Origin of the sequence: Enterobacter sp. CP102, from assembly GCF_025152625.1 — a bacterium.
GTDB classification, from domain to species: Bacteria; Pseudomonadota; Gammaproteobacteria; order Enterobacterales; family Enterobacteriaceae; genus Enterobacter; species Enterobacter soli.
Map to the genome: position 1 here is coordinate 4,742,043 of NZ_CP104014.1, position 15,985 is coordinate 4,758,027.

Annotated in this window: 15 protein-coding genes; 13 read left to right on the forward strand and 2 right to left on the reverse strand. The window is 52.6% G+C overall.

All coding sequences use genetic code 11. The features are described from left to right. Positions 1-150 precede the first annotated feature (150 nt). A complete protein-coding gene (gene kup, locus N1249_RS22395; protein WP_014072428.1) occupies positions 151-2,019 on the reverse strand; it encodes a low affinity potassium transporter Kup in 1,869 nt (622 codons plus the stop codon). Between the two features lie 222 nt (positions 2,020-2,241). Here kup and ravA point away from each other — a divergent pair, with 222 nt between their 5' ends. After that, positions 2,242-3,738: an ATPase RavA gene (gene ravA / locus N1249_RS22400; RefSeq protein ID WP_259833529.1), complete on the forward strand. Its 1,497-nt coding sequence runs from the start codon at positions 2,242-2,244 to the stop codon at positions 3,736-3,738. Continuing rightward, positions 3,732-5,183 carry an ATPase RavA stimulator ViaA gene (gene viaA / locus N1249_RS22405; RefSeq protein WP_259833531.1) on the forward strand — a complete coding sequence of 484 codons (1,452 nt, stop codon included), beginning with the start codon at positions 3,732-3,734 and terminating at the stop codon, positions 5,181-5,183. The genes ravA and viaA overlap by 7 nt, the downstream gene beginning before the upstream one ends. Here the strand turns inward: viaA and asnA are convergent, their stop codons facing one another. Continuing rightward, entirely contained in the window at positions 5,184-6,176 is a 993-nt protein-coding gene (asnA, locus tag N1249_RS22410) for an aspartate--ammonia ligase (protein WP_259833533.1), read from the reverse strand. It lies immediately after the preceding gene. Positions 6,177-6,327: 151 nt separating this feature from the next. Between asnA and asnC the strand changes: the two genes are divergently transcribed. The 11 genes from asnC (at position 6,328) to atpG (ending at position 15,971) form a co-directional block, all read left to right on the forward strand. Beyond that, a complete protein-coding gene (gene asnC / locus N1249_RS22415) occupies positions 6,328-6,786 on the forward strand; it encodes a transcriptional regulator AsnC (RefSeq protein WP_003862383.1) in 459 nt (152 codons plus the stop codon). A 90-nt stretch (positions 6,787-6,876) separates the two neighbouring features. After that, on the forward strand, positions 6,877-7,326 hold the full coding sequence (gene mioC / locus N1249_RS22420; protein ID WP_166718226.1) for an FMN-binding protein MioC: 450 nt from the start codon (positions 6,877-6,879) through the stop codon (positions 7,324-7,326). 374 nt (positions 7,327-7,700) lie between these two features. Continuing rightward, positions 7,701-9,590, forward strand: coding sequence for a tRNA uridine-5-carboxymethylaminomethyl(34) synthesis enzyme MnmG (gene mnmG, locus N1249_RS22425; protein ID WP_023333918.1), 1,890 nt, complete (start codon positions 7,701-7,703; stop codon positions 9,588-9,590). A 111-nt stretch (positions 9,591-9,701) separates the two neighbouring features. Further along, complete coding sequence (rsmG, locus tag N1249_RS22430; protein ID WP_259833537.1) at positions 9,702-10,325, forward strand: 16S rRNA (guanine(527)-N(7))-methyltransferase RsmG; 624 nt, start codon at positions 9,702-9,704, stop codon at positions 10,323-10,325. 616 nt (positions 10,326-10,941) lie between these two features. Then, the gene (atpI, locus tag N1249_RS22435) at positions 10,942-11,322 is read left to right on the forward strand and encodes a F0F1 ATP synthase subunit I (protein ID WP_259833540.1); all 381 of its coding nucleotides are present in this window, start codon (positions 10,942-10,944) and stop codon (positions 11,320-11,322) included. An 8-nt stretch (positions 11,323-11,330) separates the two neighbouring features. Then, on the forward strand, positions 11,331-12,146 hold the full coding sequence (gene atpB, locus N1249_RS22440) for a F0F1 ATP synthase subunit A (RefSeq protein WP_129994687.1): 816 nt from the start codon (positions 11,331-11,333) through the stop codon (positions 12,144-12,146). 49 nt (positions 12,147-12,195) lie between these two features. Next, complete coding sequence (gene atpE / locus N1249_RS22445) at positions 12,196-12,435, forward strand: F0F1 ATP synthase subunit C (protein WP_000429386.1); 240 nt, start codon at positions 12,196-12,198, stop codon at positions 12,433-12,435. 48 nt (positions 12,436-12,483) lie between these two features. Then, complete coding sequence (gene atpF, locus N1249_RS22450; protein WP_014072436.1) at positions 12,484-12,954, forward strand: F0F1 ATP synthase subunit B; 471 nt, start codon at positions 12,484-12,486, stop codon at positions 12,952-12,954. Between the two features lie 14 nt (positions 12,955-12,968). Next, positions 12,969-13,502: a F0F1 ATP synthase subunit delta gene (gene atpH / locus N1249_RS22455; protein WP_182063064.1), complete on the forward strand. Its 534-nt coding sequence runs from the start codon at positions 12,969-12,971 to the stop codon at positions 13,500-13,502. Between the two features lie 12 nt (positions 13,503-13,514). Further along, positions 13,515-15,056 (forward strand): F0F1 ATP synthase subunit alpha, encoded by a 1,542-nt coding sequence (gene atpA / locus N1249_RS22460; protein ID WP_006808751.1) that lies wholly within the window; start codon positions 13,515-13,517, stop codon positions 15,054-15,056. Positions 15,057-15,107: 51 nt separating this feature from the next. Beyond that, positions 15,108-15,971, forward strand: a complete 864-nt coding sequence (atpG, locus tag N1249_RS22465; RefSeq protein ID WP_014072437.1) for a F0F1 ATP synthase subunit gamma — start codon at positions 15,108-15,110, stop codon at positions 15,969-15,971. Positions 15,972-15,985 lie beyond the last annotated feature (14 nt).

Here is a 15,985-nt window from a genome sequence, read left to right on the forward strand (position 1 = left end):
TCATGACGTAACAGAATTGTGATCAGCGTCGAAACGTTTCGCTAAGTGAAATGTGGAGAGAGGAAATTGCCCGCCGGCGCTTCGCTTGCGCGGGCCTACGGGTAGAGTAGGCCGGGTAAGCGCAGCGCCACCCGGCATTTCAAAGAGGACTTAAATCTCGACCTGTGTCCCAAGCTCAATCACGCGGTTAGGCGGGATCTCAAACTGGTCAGGCGCACGCAGGGCGTTACGTTGCAGGATAAGGTACAGCTTGCCACGCAGACGCAGATACCACGGCCGTTTACCGATGATCAGCGACTCGTGCGACATAAAGAACGAAGTTTCCATCATACGGCAGCTCAGCCCTTCCAGACCGCAGCGGTGGAACACCTCTTCCACATTCGGCGTTTCGCGCCAGCCGTAACTTGCCACCACGCGCCAGAAGGTTGGCGACAGCTGCTCAATCTGCACGCGACGCACGTTATGAACATACGGCGCATCTTCGGTACGCAGCGTCAGCAGGATCACACGTTCATGCAGCACTTTGTTGTGCTTGAGGTTATGCATCAGCGCGAACGGGATAACGTTCAATGCGCGCGACATATACACCGCAGTACCCGGAACGCGCACCGGCGGGGATTTTTCCAGGGAAACAATCATCGCTTCCAGAGAGTTGCCGTGCTCATGCATACGACGCAGCAGACGGAAACGTTCGCTCTTCCACGTTGTCATCACAATAAACATCACCAGACCCAGCGTCAGCGGCAGCCAGCCACCGGAGACAATCTTGTCGAGGTTCGCGGAGAACAGTGGCACGTCGATACACAGGAAGCCCACCAGAATCATCCCCACCAGGAATTTATTCCAGTGCCAGTTCCGGTACGCCACGGTCGTGGAGAGGATCGACGTCAACACCATGGTACCGGTCACGGCAATACCGTATGCCGCAGCCAGGTTACTGGAGTGCTCGAAACTCACGATGACAATCACCACCGCAAAGTAGAGCAGCCAGTTAATGAAAGGAATGTAGATCTGGCCCGACTCCATTTCTGAAGTGTGGATAATGCGCATTGGCGAGAGATAACCCAGACGCACGGCCTGACGCGTAAGAGAGAACACGCCGGAAATCACCGCCTGAGAGGCGATGACTGTCGCCAGGGTAGCGAGGATCAGCATCGGCACCAGCGCCCAGTCAGGAGCCAGCAGGAAGAACGGGTTCTTAATGGCTTCAGGGGTCTTGAGCAACAGGGCGCCCTGGCCGAAGTAATTCAGCACCAGTGACGGCAGCACCACTGCAAACCATGCCACGCGGATTGGCAGCTTGCCGAAATGCCCCATGTCCGCATACAGCGCTTCAACACCGGTAATAGAAAGAACGACCGCGCCTAATGCAATAAACGAAACGGTTTTGTATTCCAGGAAGAAGTTAACAGCCCAGAGCGGATTCAGAGCGTGCAGCACTTCCGGGTTCGCAATAATGCTGCGCAAACCCAGCGCTGCCAGGATCAGGAACCAGGCCAGCATAATCGGTGCAAACAGCTTCCCGACAAGCCCGGTGCCGTGCTTCTGGATAGCAAACAGCAGCGTCAGAACAATAATGGCCAGCGGGACAACCCACGTATCAAGCTGCGGCGCAATGATTTCCAGCCCCTCTATTGCCGAGAGAACCGAAATCGCCGGGGTGATCACCACCTCACCATAGAAGAAGCTACCGCCAATCAACCCGATGATAACCAGCACCGAGGTCATTTTGGCCGACGTGTTACGCCCGGCAAGAGACATCAGCGTCAGGATACCGCCTTCACCTGCGTTATCTGCACGCATAACAAAGGAGAGATATTTAACGGAAACAACCAGGATCAGCAGCCAGAAGATGAGTGACAAAAAACCAAAAACAGCGTCACGTTCAACACCGAAACCAAACTGACCGGACAGACATTCACGAAGCGTATAAAGCGGGCTGGTGCCGATATCACCGTAGACAACCCCGATCGCCGCAAGCGTTATTGCGGGTAATGATTGCTTATTATCAGTGCTCATAGACTAGTCTTTTCGTTTGTATAACAAATGTGTGCTTAGTCCCTTGGCCCACAAAAAGCGCACAGTATGCACGATTAATTGCAAAATCGTACCCCTAAATGCAACCGCATTAATGTAGCTCAAAGAAAATAGCGCCGCACTTCAGTCTATTACCAGCCCTGACTGAAACGTCTATACTCGCTTCAATTGGCCGCCACGACGGCGAAAGGATGCAAAACTATTATGGCTCACTCACATTTATTAGCAGAAAGAATTTCCCGCCTCAGCAGCGCGCTGGAAAAAGGCCTTTTCGAGCGTAGCCACGCCATTCGCCTGTGTTTACTGGCGGCGTTGAGCGGCGAAAGTGTATTTTTGCTTGGCCCGCCGGGGATCGCGAAAAGTCTGATTGCCCGCCGGCTGAAGTATGCTTTCCAGAATGCCCGTGCCTTTGAATATCTGATGACCCGATTCTCTACCCCGGAAGAAGTTTTCGGTCCGCTTTCCATTCAGGCCTTAAAAGACGAAGGGCGCTATCAGCGTCTGACGGATGGCTATCTGCCGGAAGCCGAGATTGTGTTTCTTGATGAGATCTGGAAAGCCGGCCCGGCCATTCTGAACACCCTGCTTACGGCAATTAACGAACGTCGGTTCCGTAACGGCGCCAGTGAAGAGAAAATCCCGATGCGCCTGCTGGTGGCCGCCTCAAACGAACTCCCGGAGGCCGACAACAGCCTGGAAGCGCTTTACGACCGTATGCTTATTCGTCTGTGGCTGGACAAAGTCCAGGACAAATCGAACTTCCGCTCGATGCTGGTCAGCCAGCAGGATGAAAACGAAAACCCGGTATCCGCTTCACTTCAGGTCACCGACGAGGAATATCATCAGTGGCAGCAGGAGATCGGCAAAATCAAACTGCCGGATGCCGTCTTTGAGCTGATCTTCATGCTGCGCCAGCAGCTCGATTTACTGCCTTCAGCGCCCTATGTTTCCGATCGTCGCTGGAAAAAAGCGATCCGCCTGTTACAGGCCAGCGCCCTGTTCAGCGGGCGTGATGCCGTTGCGCCCATTGACCTGATCCTGCTGAAAGATTGTCTGTGGCATGACGCAGAAGGCATGAATCTGATGCAGCAACAGCTTGAAATATTGATGACCGGGCAGGCCTGGGGACAGCAGTCAATGCTCAACCAGCTTGGCGCTATTGCCCAGCGTCGGATGCAGCTCCAGCAGCAGCAAAGCGATAAAACAGCGCTCAAGGTTAACCGTCTTGGCGGAATGTTTGCCCGTAAACCGCATTACGAGCTGCCAGCTGAGCTCACAGCTACCTCTCTCACGCTTCTGCTCCAGCAACCGCTAAAACTCCACGATATGCAGGTGGTGCACATTACCCTTGAGCGCGAGGCGTTATCGCAGTGGCTGGATAAAGGCGGCGACATCCGCGGCAAGCTCAACGGCATTGGTTTTGCGCAGCTGCTGAATATGGAAGTTGATACCAGCCAGCATCTGGTGCTTCGCGATGTTAGCCTGCAAGGTTCCCGCCTTGCGTTGCCCGGCACGGCGTCAGACAGCGTGCCGGAAGAGATCAAACAGCAACTGGAAGCGCTGGATACCGAATGGCATCAGCAACATACCCGCTTCAGCGAGCAGCAGAAGTGTCTCTTTATCCATAGCGACTGGCTGGGACGCATTGAAGCCAGCCTTCAGGACGTGGGCGCGCAGATCAAACAGGCGCGTCAATGCTAACGCTGGATACGCTTAACGTCATGCTGGCGGTCAGTGAGGAAGGATTGATCGAAGAGGTCGTCATTACTCTGCTGGCCTCCCCACAGCTGGCGGCCTTCTTTGAAAAATTCCCTAAGCTCAAAAAAGCCATGACCGACGATCTCCCGCGCTGGCGGGATAATCTGCGTAAGCGCTTAAAAGAGACGGAAGTCCCGCCTGAACTCACCGAAGAAGTGGCGTGCTATCAGCAGTGCCAGCGGCTATCCACGCCGCAGTTCATTGTTCAGCTACCGCAAACCCTGACCCTGCTGGATAAAGTCCACTCGCCGTTTGCCAGCCAGGCCAGAACGCTGGTCACCGATAACGCCACCTTTACTCCGGCACTGCATACCCTGTTTTTACAGCGCTGGCGGCTCAGCCTGGTGGTGCAGGCGACAACCCTTAACCAGCAGCTGCTTGATGAAGAGCGTGAACAGCTTCTGAGCGAAGTACAGGAGCGTATGACGCTCAGCGGCCAGCTGGAACAGGTACTGGTGGAAAACGAAAACGCGGCCGGACGTCTGTGGGATATGAGCGCCGGGCAGTTACGACGTGGTGATTACCAGCTGATCGTGAAATACGGCGACTTTCTGACGCAGCAACCTGAGCTCATGAAGCTCGCAGAGCAGCTGGGCCGTTCGCGGGAGGCGAAATCCGTCCCGAAGAAAGATGCGCCAATGGAAACGTTCCGCACGCTGGTGCGCGAACCGGCGACGGTGCCTGAACAGGTTGATGGCTTACAGCAGAGCGATGATATTTTGCGTCTGTTGCCTACGGAGCTGAGCACGCTGGGTATTACCGAGCTGGAGTACGAGTTTTATCGTCGGCTGGTGGAAAAACAGTTGCTCACGTACCGACTGCATGGCGAATCCTGGCACGAAAAAATCAGCCAGCGTCCGGTGGTACATCAGGACTTTGATGAGCAGCCGCGCGGGCCTTTTATTGTTTGCGTGGATACTTCCGGTTCAATGGGCGGCTTTAATGAGCAATGCGCGAAGGCCTTTTGCCTGGCACTGATGCGCGTGGCCCTGGCCGACCGGCGTCGCTGCTTTATTATGCTGTTTTCCAGCGAAGTGGTTGGTTACGAACTGACGGGGCAACAAGGCATTGAGCAGGCCATCCGTTTCTTAAGCCAGCGTTTTCGCGGCGGTACCGATATGGCGAGCTGCTTTCGTGCCATTATCGAACGTATGCAGGGTGGCGACTGGTACGATGCCGATGCGGTGGTGATCTCTGACTTCATTGCCCAGCGGCTGCCGGATGACGTGGTGAATAAAGTGAAGGTGTTACAGCGCGAACATCAGCATCGTTTTCATGCTGTGGCGATGTCCGTAAATGGAAAACCCGGCATCATGCGCATCTTCGATCATATCTGGCGCTTTGATACCGGGTTGCGTAGTCGCCTGCTAAGACGCTGGCGACGCTAATTAAAGAAGGGAACCGACGCTTTCACGAATCTGCTGCGGCCAAACCCCACATTGTACCTGGCCAATATGCGACAGTTGCAGCAGGAGCATAGTCAAACGGGATTGCCCGATGCCGCCGCCAATGGTCTGTGGCATTTCACCGCGTAACAGCGCCTGGTGCCACTCCAGCTGGAGACGATCTTCATCACCCGTAATGGCCAGCTGGCGTTTCAGTGCCGCAGCATCAACACGGATCCCCATTGAGGAAAGCTCGAATGCATCTTCAAGAACCGGGTTCCAGACCAGAATGTCACCGTTCAGACCCGCAAATTCGCTCTCACCCGCCGTGCTCCAGTCATCATAATCAGGGGCACGAACGTCATGGCGCTTACCATCAGACAGCTTGCCGCCGATCCCCATCAGGAATACCGCACCCAGCTCTTTCGCAATTGCGCGTTCACGGCCTTTAGCATCCAGATCCGGGAAGCGGCTCAGCAGCTCCTGGCTGTGAACAAAGTGGATCGTTTCCGGCAGGAACGGTGCCAGACCAAACTCTTTGCTCACGGCGGCTTCAGTCGCTTTGATCCCGGCGTAGATCGCCTCAACGGTGGATTTCAGCGTACCAACATGGCGCTCTCCATCACCCATTACGCGCTCCCAGTCCCACTGGTCAACGTAGACAGAGTGAATAGCAGAAAGACGGTCTTCATCGGGGCGAAGGGCTTTCATGTGCGTGTAGAGCCCTTCGCCTGCGCTGAAGTCATGTTGTCCCAGCGTTTGACGCTTCCATTTCGCCAGTGAATGAACCACTTCGAACTGGGCATCTGGCAGTGTTTTCACTTTCACCTGAACCGCTTTTTCGCAACCAGACAAGTTATCCTGCGTCCCGTCTCCTACGCGGCTTAGGATTGGAGCCTGAACTTCAACCAGGCCGAGCTTATCTTCCAGCTGGCGGGAAAAGTGGGATTTAACGAAGCTGATCTGGCGTTGTTTTGCGATGTAAGCGGTTTTCATTATTTATACTCCTGCGTCCTGTTGGTATTGATTAAGCAACAGAAATGGCACTCAATTCAATAATCCAACAACAAAAAGCCACCTTCACTTTTGATTCGTTAAAATATGACGCTAGAATAGAGTGATTCACTAATCCTCATAAGAAAAACCTATGGAAAATTATCAGATCGACAATCTGGACCGCGGCATCCTGGAAGCGTTAATGGCCAATGCACGCACCGCCTACGCAGAACTGGCAAAACAGTTTGGCGTCAGCCCCGGAACCATTCACGTGCGGGTTGAGAAGATGAAGCAGGCGGGGATCATTACCGGCGCACGTATCGACGTCAGTCCAAAACAGCTGGGTTACGACGTCTGCTGCTTTATTGGCATTATTCTTAAAAGCGCCAAAGATTATCCCTCTGCGCTGGAAAAGCTGAACGCACTCGATGAAGTCACCGAGGCGTACTACACCACCGGGCACTACAGCATCTTTATTAAAGTGATGTGCCGATCCATCGATGCGCTCCAGCAGGTACTTATCAACAAGATCCAAACAATCGATGAAATTCAGTCCACCGAAACCCTTATCTCCCTGCAAAACCCGATCATGCGGACTATCCGCCCGTGATCGGGCAAATTCATTCCCACATTTTCCACAGGTAGATCCCAGCTCGTTCACAGCGTACAATGGCCGCCTCTTAATATGAGCGAGCGATCAATGGCGGACATTACTCTTATCAGTGGCAGCACCCTGGGCGGCGCGGAATACGTTGCAGAACATCTGGCCGAAAAGCTGGAAGATGCCGGTTTTTCCACAGAAACCCTGCACGGGCCGTTACTGGAAGATCTTCCGACTGCCGGGATCTGGCTACTGATCACCTCTACACACGGTGCGGGCGATATCCCTGACAACCTGCAACCTTTGTATGACGAACTGCTGGAGCAACAACCAGACCTGTCAGCCGTACGTTTCGGTGCAGTCGGTATCGGCAGCCGTGAATATGACACCTTCTGTGGTGCAGTAGAGAAAGTAGAAGCCGCAGTGAAGTCATGCGGAGCCAAACAGCTCGGTGAAACACTGAAGATCAACATCCTCGAGCACGATATTCCAGAGGATCCAGCAGAGGTTTGGCTGGAAGAATGGAAAAATTTACTCAAAAACGATTAAAGATCGCGCGAACAGATGTGGATAACTCTGGTTAAAAGCTCGTATTAAGCCGTAGTTATCCCAATAACAACTCGCGCCCCGTTTTTGGCCTGTGTATAAAGTCGCGATCTGATCCCAGCTTATACGGTCCAGGATCACCGATCATTCACAGCAAACGATCCTTTCTAACTGCATGATCTTCTTTGTGAGATCGGACTTACCCACAGGGAGAGCCGATCCTAATAAGAGATCACAATAGAACAGATCTCTAAATAAAAAGATCTTCTTTTTAATAGCCCAGGATCCCAATGCTTTCTCGAAAGACTAAAGTTGAGTAGAATCCACGGCCCGGGCTTCAATCCATTTTCATACCGCTTTACGCGAGGCAGACCACCATGTTTTATCAGGATCCTTTTGACGTCATTATCATTGGCGGGGGTCATGCAGGCACTGAGGCCGCAATGGCCGCAGCGCGAATGGGTCAGCAGACCCTGCTTTTGACACACAATATCGACACGCTTGGACAGATGTCCTGTAATCCGGCGATTGGCGGCATTGGGAAAGGACACCTGGTAAAAGAAGTGGATGCACTTGGCGGCCTGATGGCGAAGGCGATCGATCAGGCTGGCATTCAGTTTAGGATACTAAACGCGAGCAAAGGCCCTGCCGTCCGTGCGACACGAGCCCAGGCAGACCGCGTGCTTTACCGCCAGGCAGTGCGTACCGCACTGGAGAACCAACCGAATCTGATGATCTTCCAGCAAGCGGTGGAAGATCTTATCGTTGAGAACGATCGCGTTGTCGGCGCGGTGACCCAGATGGGCCTCAAATTCCGCGCTAAAGCGGTGGTGCTGACCGTCGGGACATTCCTTGATGGCAAGATCCATATTGGTCTGGATAACTACAGCGGTGGCCGTGCTGGCGATCCGCCATCCATTCCGCTGTCTCGTCGTTTGCGTGAGCTGCCGCTGCGCGTCAGCCGCCTGAAAACCGGTACGCCGCCGCGTATCGATGCCCGAACCATTGATTTCAGCGTGCTGGCACAACAGCATGGTGACAACCCAATGCCGGTGTTCTCGTTCATGGGCAATGCGGCTCAGCATCCGCAGCAGGTGCCGTGCTACATCACGCACACCAACGAAAAAACCCATGACGTGATCCGTAATAACCTCGATCGCAGCCCAATGTATGCCGGCGTGATCGAAGGGATCGGCCCACGTTACTGTCCGTCGATCGAAGACAAAGTGATGCGCTTTGCCGATCGTAACCAGCACCAGATCTTCCTGGAGCCGGAAGGGCTGACCTCTAACGAAATTTATCCGAACGGTATTTCCACCAGCCTGCCATTTGATGTGCAGATGCAAATTGTTCGCTCAATGCAAGGCATGGAGAACGCTAAAATTGTTCGTCCAGGCTACGCTATTGAATACGATTTCTTCGATCCGCGTGACCTGAAGCCAACCCTGGAGAGCAAGTTCATCCACGGGCTGTTCTTCGCAGGCCAGATCAACGGCACGACAGGTTACGAAGAAGCTGCCGCGCAGGGTCTTCTTGCAGGTCTGAACGCCGCACGCTTCTCCGCCGAGAAAGAGGGCTGGGCTCCGGGGCGTTCTCAGGCGTATCTGGGCGTGCTGGTTGACGATCTTTGCACCCTGGGTACCAAAGAGCCGTACCGTATGTTTACGTCCCGTGCGGAATATCGCCTGATGCTGCGCGAAGACAACGCCGATCTGCGTCTGACTGAAATGGGTCGTGAGCTGGGTCTGGTGGATGACGAACGCTGGGCGCGCTTCAACGAGAAGCTGGAACGCATCGAACAGGAACGTCAGCGCCTGAAAACAACGTGGGTGAATCCACAGGCAGAAACTGCTGCCGAAGTGAACGCTCACTTGACTGCACCGCTCTCACGCGAAGCCAGCGGTGAAGATTTGCTGCGTCGCCCGGAAGTGACCTATGAGAACCTGGTCAAACTGACCGCGTTCGCGCCGGGTCTTGAAGACGCTGAAGCGGCAGAGCAGGTCGAAATCCAGGTTAAGTACGAAGGCTACATTGCGCGTCAGCAGGATGAGATCGAAAAACAGCAGCGCAACGAAAACACGTTGCTGCCGGAAATGCTGGACTATCGCCAGGTTACAGGCCTTTCCAACGAAGTGATCGCCAAGCTTAACGATCACAAGCCTGTGTCGATCGGCCAGGCATCTCGTATCTCCGGCGTCACACCTGCCGCGATTTCGATTCTGCTGGTGTGGTTGAAAAAACAAGGCATGTTGCGCCGCAGCGCGTAGTTCCTTGAACGTTTCTTTTTGGCGGGTGGCGCTTCGCTGACCCGCCCTACTTATTCGTAGGCCCGGTAAGCGTCAGCGCCACCGGGCGAAAAATCTAAACAGGTATTCACCGTGCTCAATAAACTCTCTCGTCTGCTGGATGAAGCAGGTATTTCGCTCACCGATCACCAGAAAAATCAGCTGGTGGCCTATGTCGATATGCTGAACAAATGGAACAAAGCGTACAACCTGACTTCCGTACGCGATCCCAACGAGATGCTCGTTCGCCATATCCTCGATAGCATCGTGGTTGCCCCGTATCTGCAAGGTGAGCGCTTTATCGATGTCGGGACGGGTCCGGGCCTGCCTGGCGTGCCGTTGTCGATTGTTCGTCCTGAGAGCCATTTCACGCTGCTGGACAGCCTTGGGAAACGCGTACGTTTCCTGCGTCAGGTGCAGCATGAATTGCAGCTTGATAACATCACACCTGTGCAGAGCAGGGTAGAGGAGTTCCCGGCTGAGCCTCCGTTTGACGGTGTTATCAGCCGCGCATTTGCATCACTCAATGATATGGTGAGCTGGTGTAAGCATTTGCCTGCGCAAAATGGACGTTTTTATGCGCTGAAAGGGCAGCTGCCTGCTGAGGAAATTGAACAGCTTCCTGCTGGTTTTTCAGTCGAAACTATTGAGAAATTAAACATTCCTCAGCTCGATGGCGAACGCCATCTGGTGATAATTAAGCCAAACAATTTTTAAAAAATTAATAAAAAATGTGGAATTTGTGCTGTTCTTAGAGTGTTAAAAAACAGCACAACTCACGAGATTTTACTGAAGTTAATTTAACCTTGTTGTTACCGTGGATTTTCTTAGGGTTAACGTTATTGGCATGGTTGCTCTGGAAAATAATCAACCATGAAAATATCAGCCTGCTAAAAGTGAAAAGTGGCAATAAGGTGTGGATGTTAAATATTTATTAAGAATGTCAATAAAAGGTTTTTGTTGTATACAGGGCTGTTTTGAAAATAGTTGCGACAATTTATCTTTAATATCATAAAGATGAAATAAACCGATTTACGTCTTTGATAAATACAACCTTATCGTAAATGTGTATTTTGTGATCTCGTGCACGCTTTATCGTCAACGTTTTCGCGCTGTTTGCAGTTTGGTTGGAAGGCCTGCGGTTTCACGAAAAGTTAAAAAATAGCGGTGGGGAAAAATATTTAAACATTTATTCACCTTTTCGCTACTTAATGTTTGAAATCACGGGGGCGCACCGTATAATTTGTCCGCTTTTTGATGCTTGACTCTGAGCCTTAAAGGACGTTTTATACGACACGCGACATACCTCAAAGGGAGCAGGAGTAAAAACGTGATGTCTGTGTCGCTCTTGAGTAGAAACGTTGCTCGTAAGCTTCTGTTCATTCAGTTTCTGGCTGTGATAGCAAGTGGACTGCTGTTTAGCCTCAAAGACCCCTTCTGGGGCGTCTCCGCCGTGTGCGGGGGTTTGGCGGTGGTTTTGCCAAACGTGTTGTTTATGATTTTTGCCTGGCGTCATCAGGCACATACACCTGCCAAAGGCCGTGTGGCCTGGTCCTTCGCTCTCGGCGAAGTGTGTAAGGTGTTGCTGACCTTTGCTCTACTGGTGATGGCGCTGGCGGTTTTGAAAGTGGTATTCATGCCGCTGATAGCAACGTGGGTTTTGGTGCTGGTGGTACAAGTTCTGGCTCCAGCTGTAATCAACAACAAAGGGTAAAAGGCATCATGGCTTCAGAAAATATGACGCCGCAGGATTACATAGGTCACCATCTGAATAACCTTCAGCTGGACCTGCGTACATTCTCGCTGGTCGATCCGCATAACCCCCCGGCCACCTTCTGGACGATCAACATCGACTCCATGTTCTTCTCGGTGGTTTTGGGTCTTCTGTTCCTGGCCATGTTCCGCGGTGTTGCTAAAAGAGCGACCAGCGGTGTTCCAGGGAAATTCCAGACCTTCATCGAAATGATCATCGGCTTTGTCCATGGCAGCGTGAAAGACATGTACCATGGCAAGAGCAAGCTGATTGCTCCGCTGGCCCTGACCGTGTTCGTTTGGGTATTCCTGATGAACCTGATGGACCTTCTGCCTATCGATTTCATTCCGTGGATTGGCGAACACGTCCTCGGTCTGCCTGCACTGCGCGTGGTTCCGTCTGCTGACGTGAACATCACTCTGTCGATGGCGCTCGGTGTATTCATCCTGATTCTTTTCTACAGCATCAAAATGAAAGGCGTAAGCGGCTTTGTGAAAGAGCTTACCTTGCAGCCGTTCAACCACTGGGCGTTTATTCCGGTCAACCTGATCCTGGAAGGCGTTAGCCTGCTGTCCAAACCTGTTTCACTGGGTCTGCGACTGTTCGGCAACATGTATGCGGGTGAGCTGATTTTCATTCTGATCGCGGGTCTTCTGCCGTGGTGGTCACAGTGGATTCTTAATGTGCCGTGGGCCATTTTCCACATCCTGATCATTACGCTGCAAGCCTTTATCTTCATGGTTCTGACGATTGTCTATCTGTCGATGGCGTCTGAAGAGCACTGATTCTTTACCAACACTACTACGTTTTAATTGAAACAAACTGGAGACTGTCATGGAAAACCTGAATATGGATCTGCTGTACATGGCTGCCGCTGTGATGATGGGTCTGGCGGCTATCGGTGCTGCGATCGGTATCGGCATCCTCGGGGGTAAATTCCTGGAAGGCGCAGCGCGTCAACCGGATCTGATTCCTCTGCTGCGTACTCAGTTCTTTATCGTTATGGGTCTGGTGGATGCTATCCCAATGATCGCTGTAGGTCTGGGTCTGTACGTGATGTTTGCTGTCGCGTAGTAGTAGTTTTAAAACCCTAAGCCACAGAAATTAAAGAGGTATTGTGCTGTGAACATGAACGCAACAATCCTCGGCCAGGCCATCGCGTTTATTCTCTTTGTCTGGTTCTGCATGAAGTATGTATGGCCGCCATTAATGGCTGCCATCGAAAAACGTCAGAAAGAAATTGCTGACGGTCTGGCTTCCGCAGAACGCGCTAAGAAAGATTTGGACCTTGCACAGGCCAACGCGACAGACCAGCTGAAAAAAGCGAAAGCTGAAGCTCAGGTAATCATTGAACAGGCTAACAAACGCCGTTCTCAGATCCTGGACGAAGCCAAAGCTGAAGCAGAACAGGAACGTACTAAGATCGTGACACAAGCTCAGGCTGAAATTGATGCTGAGCGTAAACGTGCTCGTGAAGAACTGCGTAAGCAGGTTGCGATTCTGGCTGTTGCTGGCGCCGAGAAGATCATCGAACGTTCCGTGGATGAAGCTGCTAACAGCGACATCGTGGACAAACTTGTCGCTGAACTGTAAGGAGGGAGGGGCTGATGTCTGAATTTGTTACGGTAGCTCGCCCCTACGCCAAAGCAGCTTTTGACTTTGCTGTCGAACACCAAAATGTCGATCGCTGGCAGAACATGCTGGCGTTTGCCGCTGAGGTGACGAAAAACGAACAAATGGCTGAGTTGCTTTCCGGTGCGTTAGCGCCAGAAACCCTCGCCGCGTCGTTTATCGCCGTGTGCGGAGAGCAGCTGGATGCCAACGGCCAGAACCTGATTAAGGTAATGGCTGAGAATGGTCGTCTGCGTGTGCTCCCGGATGTTCTTGAGCAGTTCGAGCACTTACGTGCCCTTAGTGAAGCTACCGCTGAAGTTGAAGTGACTTCTGCAACTGAACTGAGTACCGAACAGCTTTCGAAGATCACTGCCGCGATGGAAAAACGTCTGTCACGCAAAGTTAAGCTGAATTGCAAAATCGATAAGTCTGTAATGGCAGGCGTAATCATCCGTTCGGGTGATATGGTCATTGATGGCAGCGTACGCGGCCGTCTTGAGCGCCTTGCAGACGTCTTGCAGTCTTAAGGGGACTGGAGCATGCAACTGAATTCCACCGAAATCAGCGAACTGATCAAGCAGCGCATTGCTCAGTTCAGTGTTGTGAGCGAAGCTCACAACGAAGGTACTATTGTTTCTGTAAGTGACGGTGTTATCCGCATTCACGGCCTGGCCGATTGTATGCAGGGTGAAATGATTTCCCTGCCGGGTAACCGTTACGCTATCGCACTGAACCTGGAGCGCGACTCCGTAGGTGCAGTTGTGATGGGTCCATACGCTGACCTCGCCGAAGGCATGAAGGTTAAGTGTACGGGTCGTATTCTGGAAGTTCCGGTTGGCCGTGGCCTGCTGGGTCGTGTTGTTAACACCCTGGGTGCGCCAATCGACGGTAAAGGTCCGGTTGAGCACGATGGCTTCTCTCCAATCGAAGTTATCGCACCGGGCGTTATCGACCGTCAGTCCGTTGATCAGCCAGTACAGACTGGTTATAAGTCCGTTGATGCCATGATCCCAATCGGTCGTGGTCAGCGTGAACTGATCATCGGTGACCGTCAGACCGGTAAAACCGCAATGGCTATCGATGCCATCATCAACCAGCGCGACTCTGGCATCAAATGTGTGTACGTGGCTATCGGCCAGAAAGCGTCCACCATTTCCAACGTTGTTCGCAAACTGGAAGAACACGGTGCGCTGTCTAACACCATCGTTGTGGTTGCAACTGCTTCTGAATCTGCTGCACTGCAATACCTGGCACCATATGCCGGTTGCGCAATGGGCGAATACTTCCGTGACCGCGGTGAAGATGCACTGATCGTATACGATGACCTGTCTAAACAGGCTGTTGCTTATCGTCAGGTTTCTCTGCTGCTCCGTCGTCCACCTGGACGTGAAGCATTCCCAGGCGACGTATTCTACCTCCACTCTCGTCTGCTGGAGCGTGCTTCCCGCGTTAACGCGGAATACGTCGAGAACTTCACCAAAGGTGAAGTGAAGGGTAAAACCGGTTCACTGACCGCTCTGCCGATCATCGAAACCCAGGCGGGTGACGTTTCTGCGTTCGTTCCGACCAACGTAATCTCCATTACCGATGGTCAGATCTTCCTGGAAACCAACCTGTTTAACTCCGGTATTCGTCCGGCAGTTAACCCAGGTATCTCGGTATCCCGTGTTGGTGGTGCTGCTCAGACCAAGATCATCAAGAAACTGTCCGGTGGTATCCGTACCGCACTGGCACAGTATCGTGAACTGGCTGCGTTCTCTCAGTTCGCATCCGATCTGGATGAAGCAACTCGTAAACAGCTGAGCCACGGTCAGAAAGTGACCGAGCTGCTGAAGCAGAAACAGTACGCTCCAATGTCTGTTGCTCAGCAGGGCCTGGTGCTGTTCGCGGCTGAACGCGGTTACCTCGAAGATGTGGAACTGGCGAAAATCGGTAGCTTCGAAGCCGCTCTGCTGGCTTACGTTGACCGTGATCACGCTCCGCTGATGCAAGAGATCAACCAGACCGGTGGCTACAACGACGAAATCGAAGGCAAGCTGAAAGCTATCCTCGATTCCTTCAAAGCAACCCAGTCCTGGTAATCGTCCGGCGGCTTGTCTTAGGACAAGCCGTCTGGCATTGAGGAGAAGCTCATGGCCGGCGCAAAAGAGATACGTAGTAAGATCGCAAGCGTCCAGAACACGCAGAAGATCACTAAAGCGATGGAGATGGTCGCCGCTTCCAAAATGCGTAAATCGCAGGATCGCATGGCGTCCAGCCGTCCTTATGCAGAAACCATGCGCAAAGTGATTGGTCACCTTGCAAACGGTAATCTGGAATATAAGCACCCTTACCTGGAAGAACGCGACGTTAAGCGCGTGGGCTACCTGGTGGTGTCGACCGACCGTGGTCTGTGTGGCGGCTTGAACATTAACCTGTTCAAAAAACTGCTGGCGGATATGAAAGCATGGTCCGAAAAAGGCGTTCAGTGCGATATCGCAATGATCGGCTCTAAGGGCGTTTCTTTCTTTAACTCCGTTGGTGGCAACATTGTCGCTCAGGTGACCGGTATGGGTGATAACCCGTCCCTGTCCGAACTGATCGGCCCGGTTAAAGTGATGTTGCAGGCCTATGATGAAGGCCGTCTGGACAGACTGTACGTTGTCAGCAACAAATTTATTAACACCATGTCTCAGGTTCCGACGCTCACTCAGATGTTGCCTTTACCGGCATCAGAAGATGGTGAGATGAAGCAGAAAACCTGGGATTACCTGTATGAACCTGATCCGAAACCGCTGCTGGATACCCTGCTGCGTCGTTACGTTGAATCACAGGTTTATCAGGGCGTGGTAGAAAACCTGGCCAGCGAGCAGGCCGCACGTATGGTGGCGATGAAAGCCGCGACCGACAATGGCGGCAGCCTGATTAAAGAGCTGCAGTTGGTATACAACAAAGCTCGTCAGGCCAGCATTACTCAGGAACTCACCGAGATCGTCGGTGGTGCATCCGCGGTATAACCAGGTTAATTCGT

Bases quoted from the DNA above. Each gene is read 5' to 3' on its own strand.
- asnC (WP_003862383.1), top strand. From the start codon at position 6,328: ATGGAAAATTATCAGATCGACAATCTGGACCGCGGCATCCTGGAAGCG.
- mioC (WP_166718226.1), top strand. From the start codon at position 6,877: ATGGCGGACATTACTCTTATCAGTGGCAGCACCCTGGGCGGCGCGGAA.
- viaA (WP_259833531.1), top strand. From the start codon at position 3,732: ATGCTAACGCTGGATACGCTTAACGTCATGCTGGCGGTCAGTGAGGAA.
- kup (WP_014072428.1), bottom strand. From the start codon at position 2,019: ATGAGCACTGATAATAAGCAATCATTACCCGCAATAACGCTTGCGGCG.
- atpI (WP_259833540.1), top strand. From the start codon at position 10,942: ATGTCTGTGTCGCTCTTGAGTAGAAACGTTGCTCGTAAGCTTCTGTTC.
- atpE (WP_000429386.1), top strand. From the start codon at position 12,196: ATGGAAAACCTGAATATGGATCTGCTGTACATGGCTGCCGCTGTGATG.
- atpH (WP_182063064.1), top strand. From the start codon at position 12,969: ATGTCTGAATTTGTTACGGTAGCTCGCCCCTACGCCAAAGCAGCTTTT.
- atpG (WP_014072437.1), top strand. From the start codon at position 15,108: ATGGCCGGCGCAAAAGAGATACGTAGTAAGATCGCAAGCGTCCAGAAC.
- atpA (WP_006808751.1), top strand. From the start codon at position 13,515: ATGCAACTGAATTCCACCGAAATCAGCGAACTGATCAAGCAGCGCATT.
- atpB (WP_129994687.1), top strand. From the start codon at position 11,331: ATGGCTTCAGAAAATATGACGCCGCAGGATTACATAGGTCACCATCTG.
- mnmG (WP_023333918.1), top strand. From the start codon at position 7,701: ATGTTTTATCAGGATCCTTTTGACGTCATTATCATTGGCGGGGGTCAT.
- asnA (WP_259833533.1), bottom strand. From the start codon at position 6,176: ATGAAAACCGCTTACATCGCAAAACAACGCCAGATCAGCTTCGTTAAA.
- ravA (WP_259833529.1), top strand. From the start codon at position 2,242: ATGGCTCACTCACATTTATTAGCAGAAAGAATTTCCCGCCTCAGCAGC.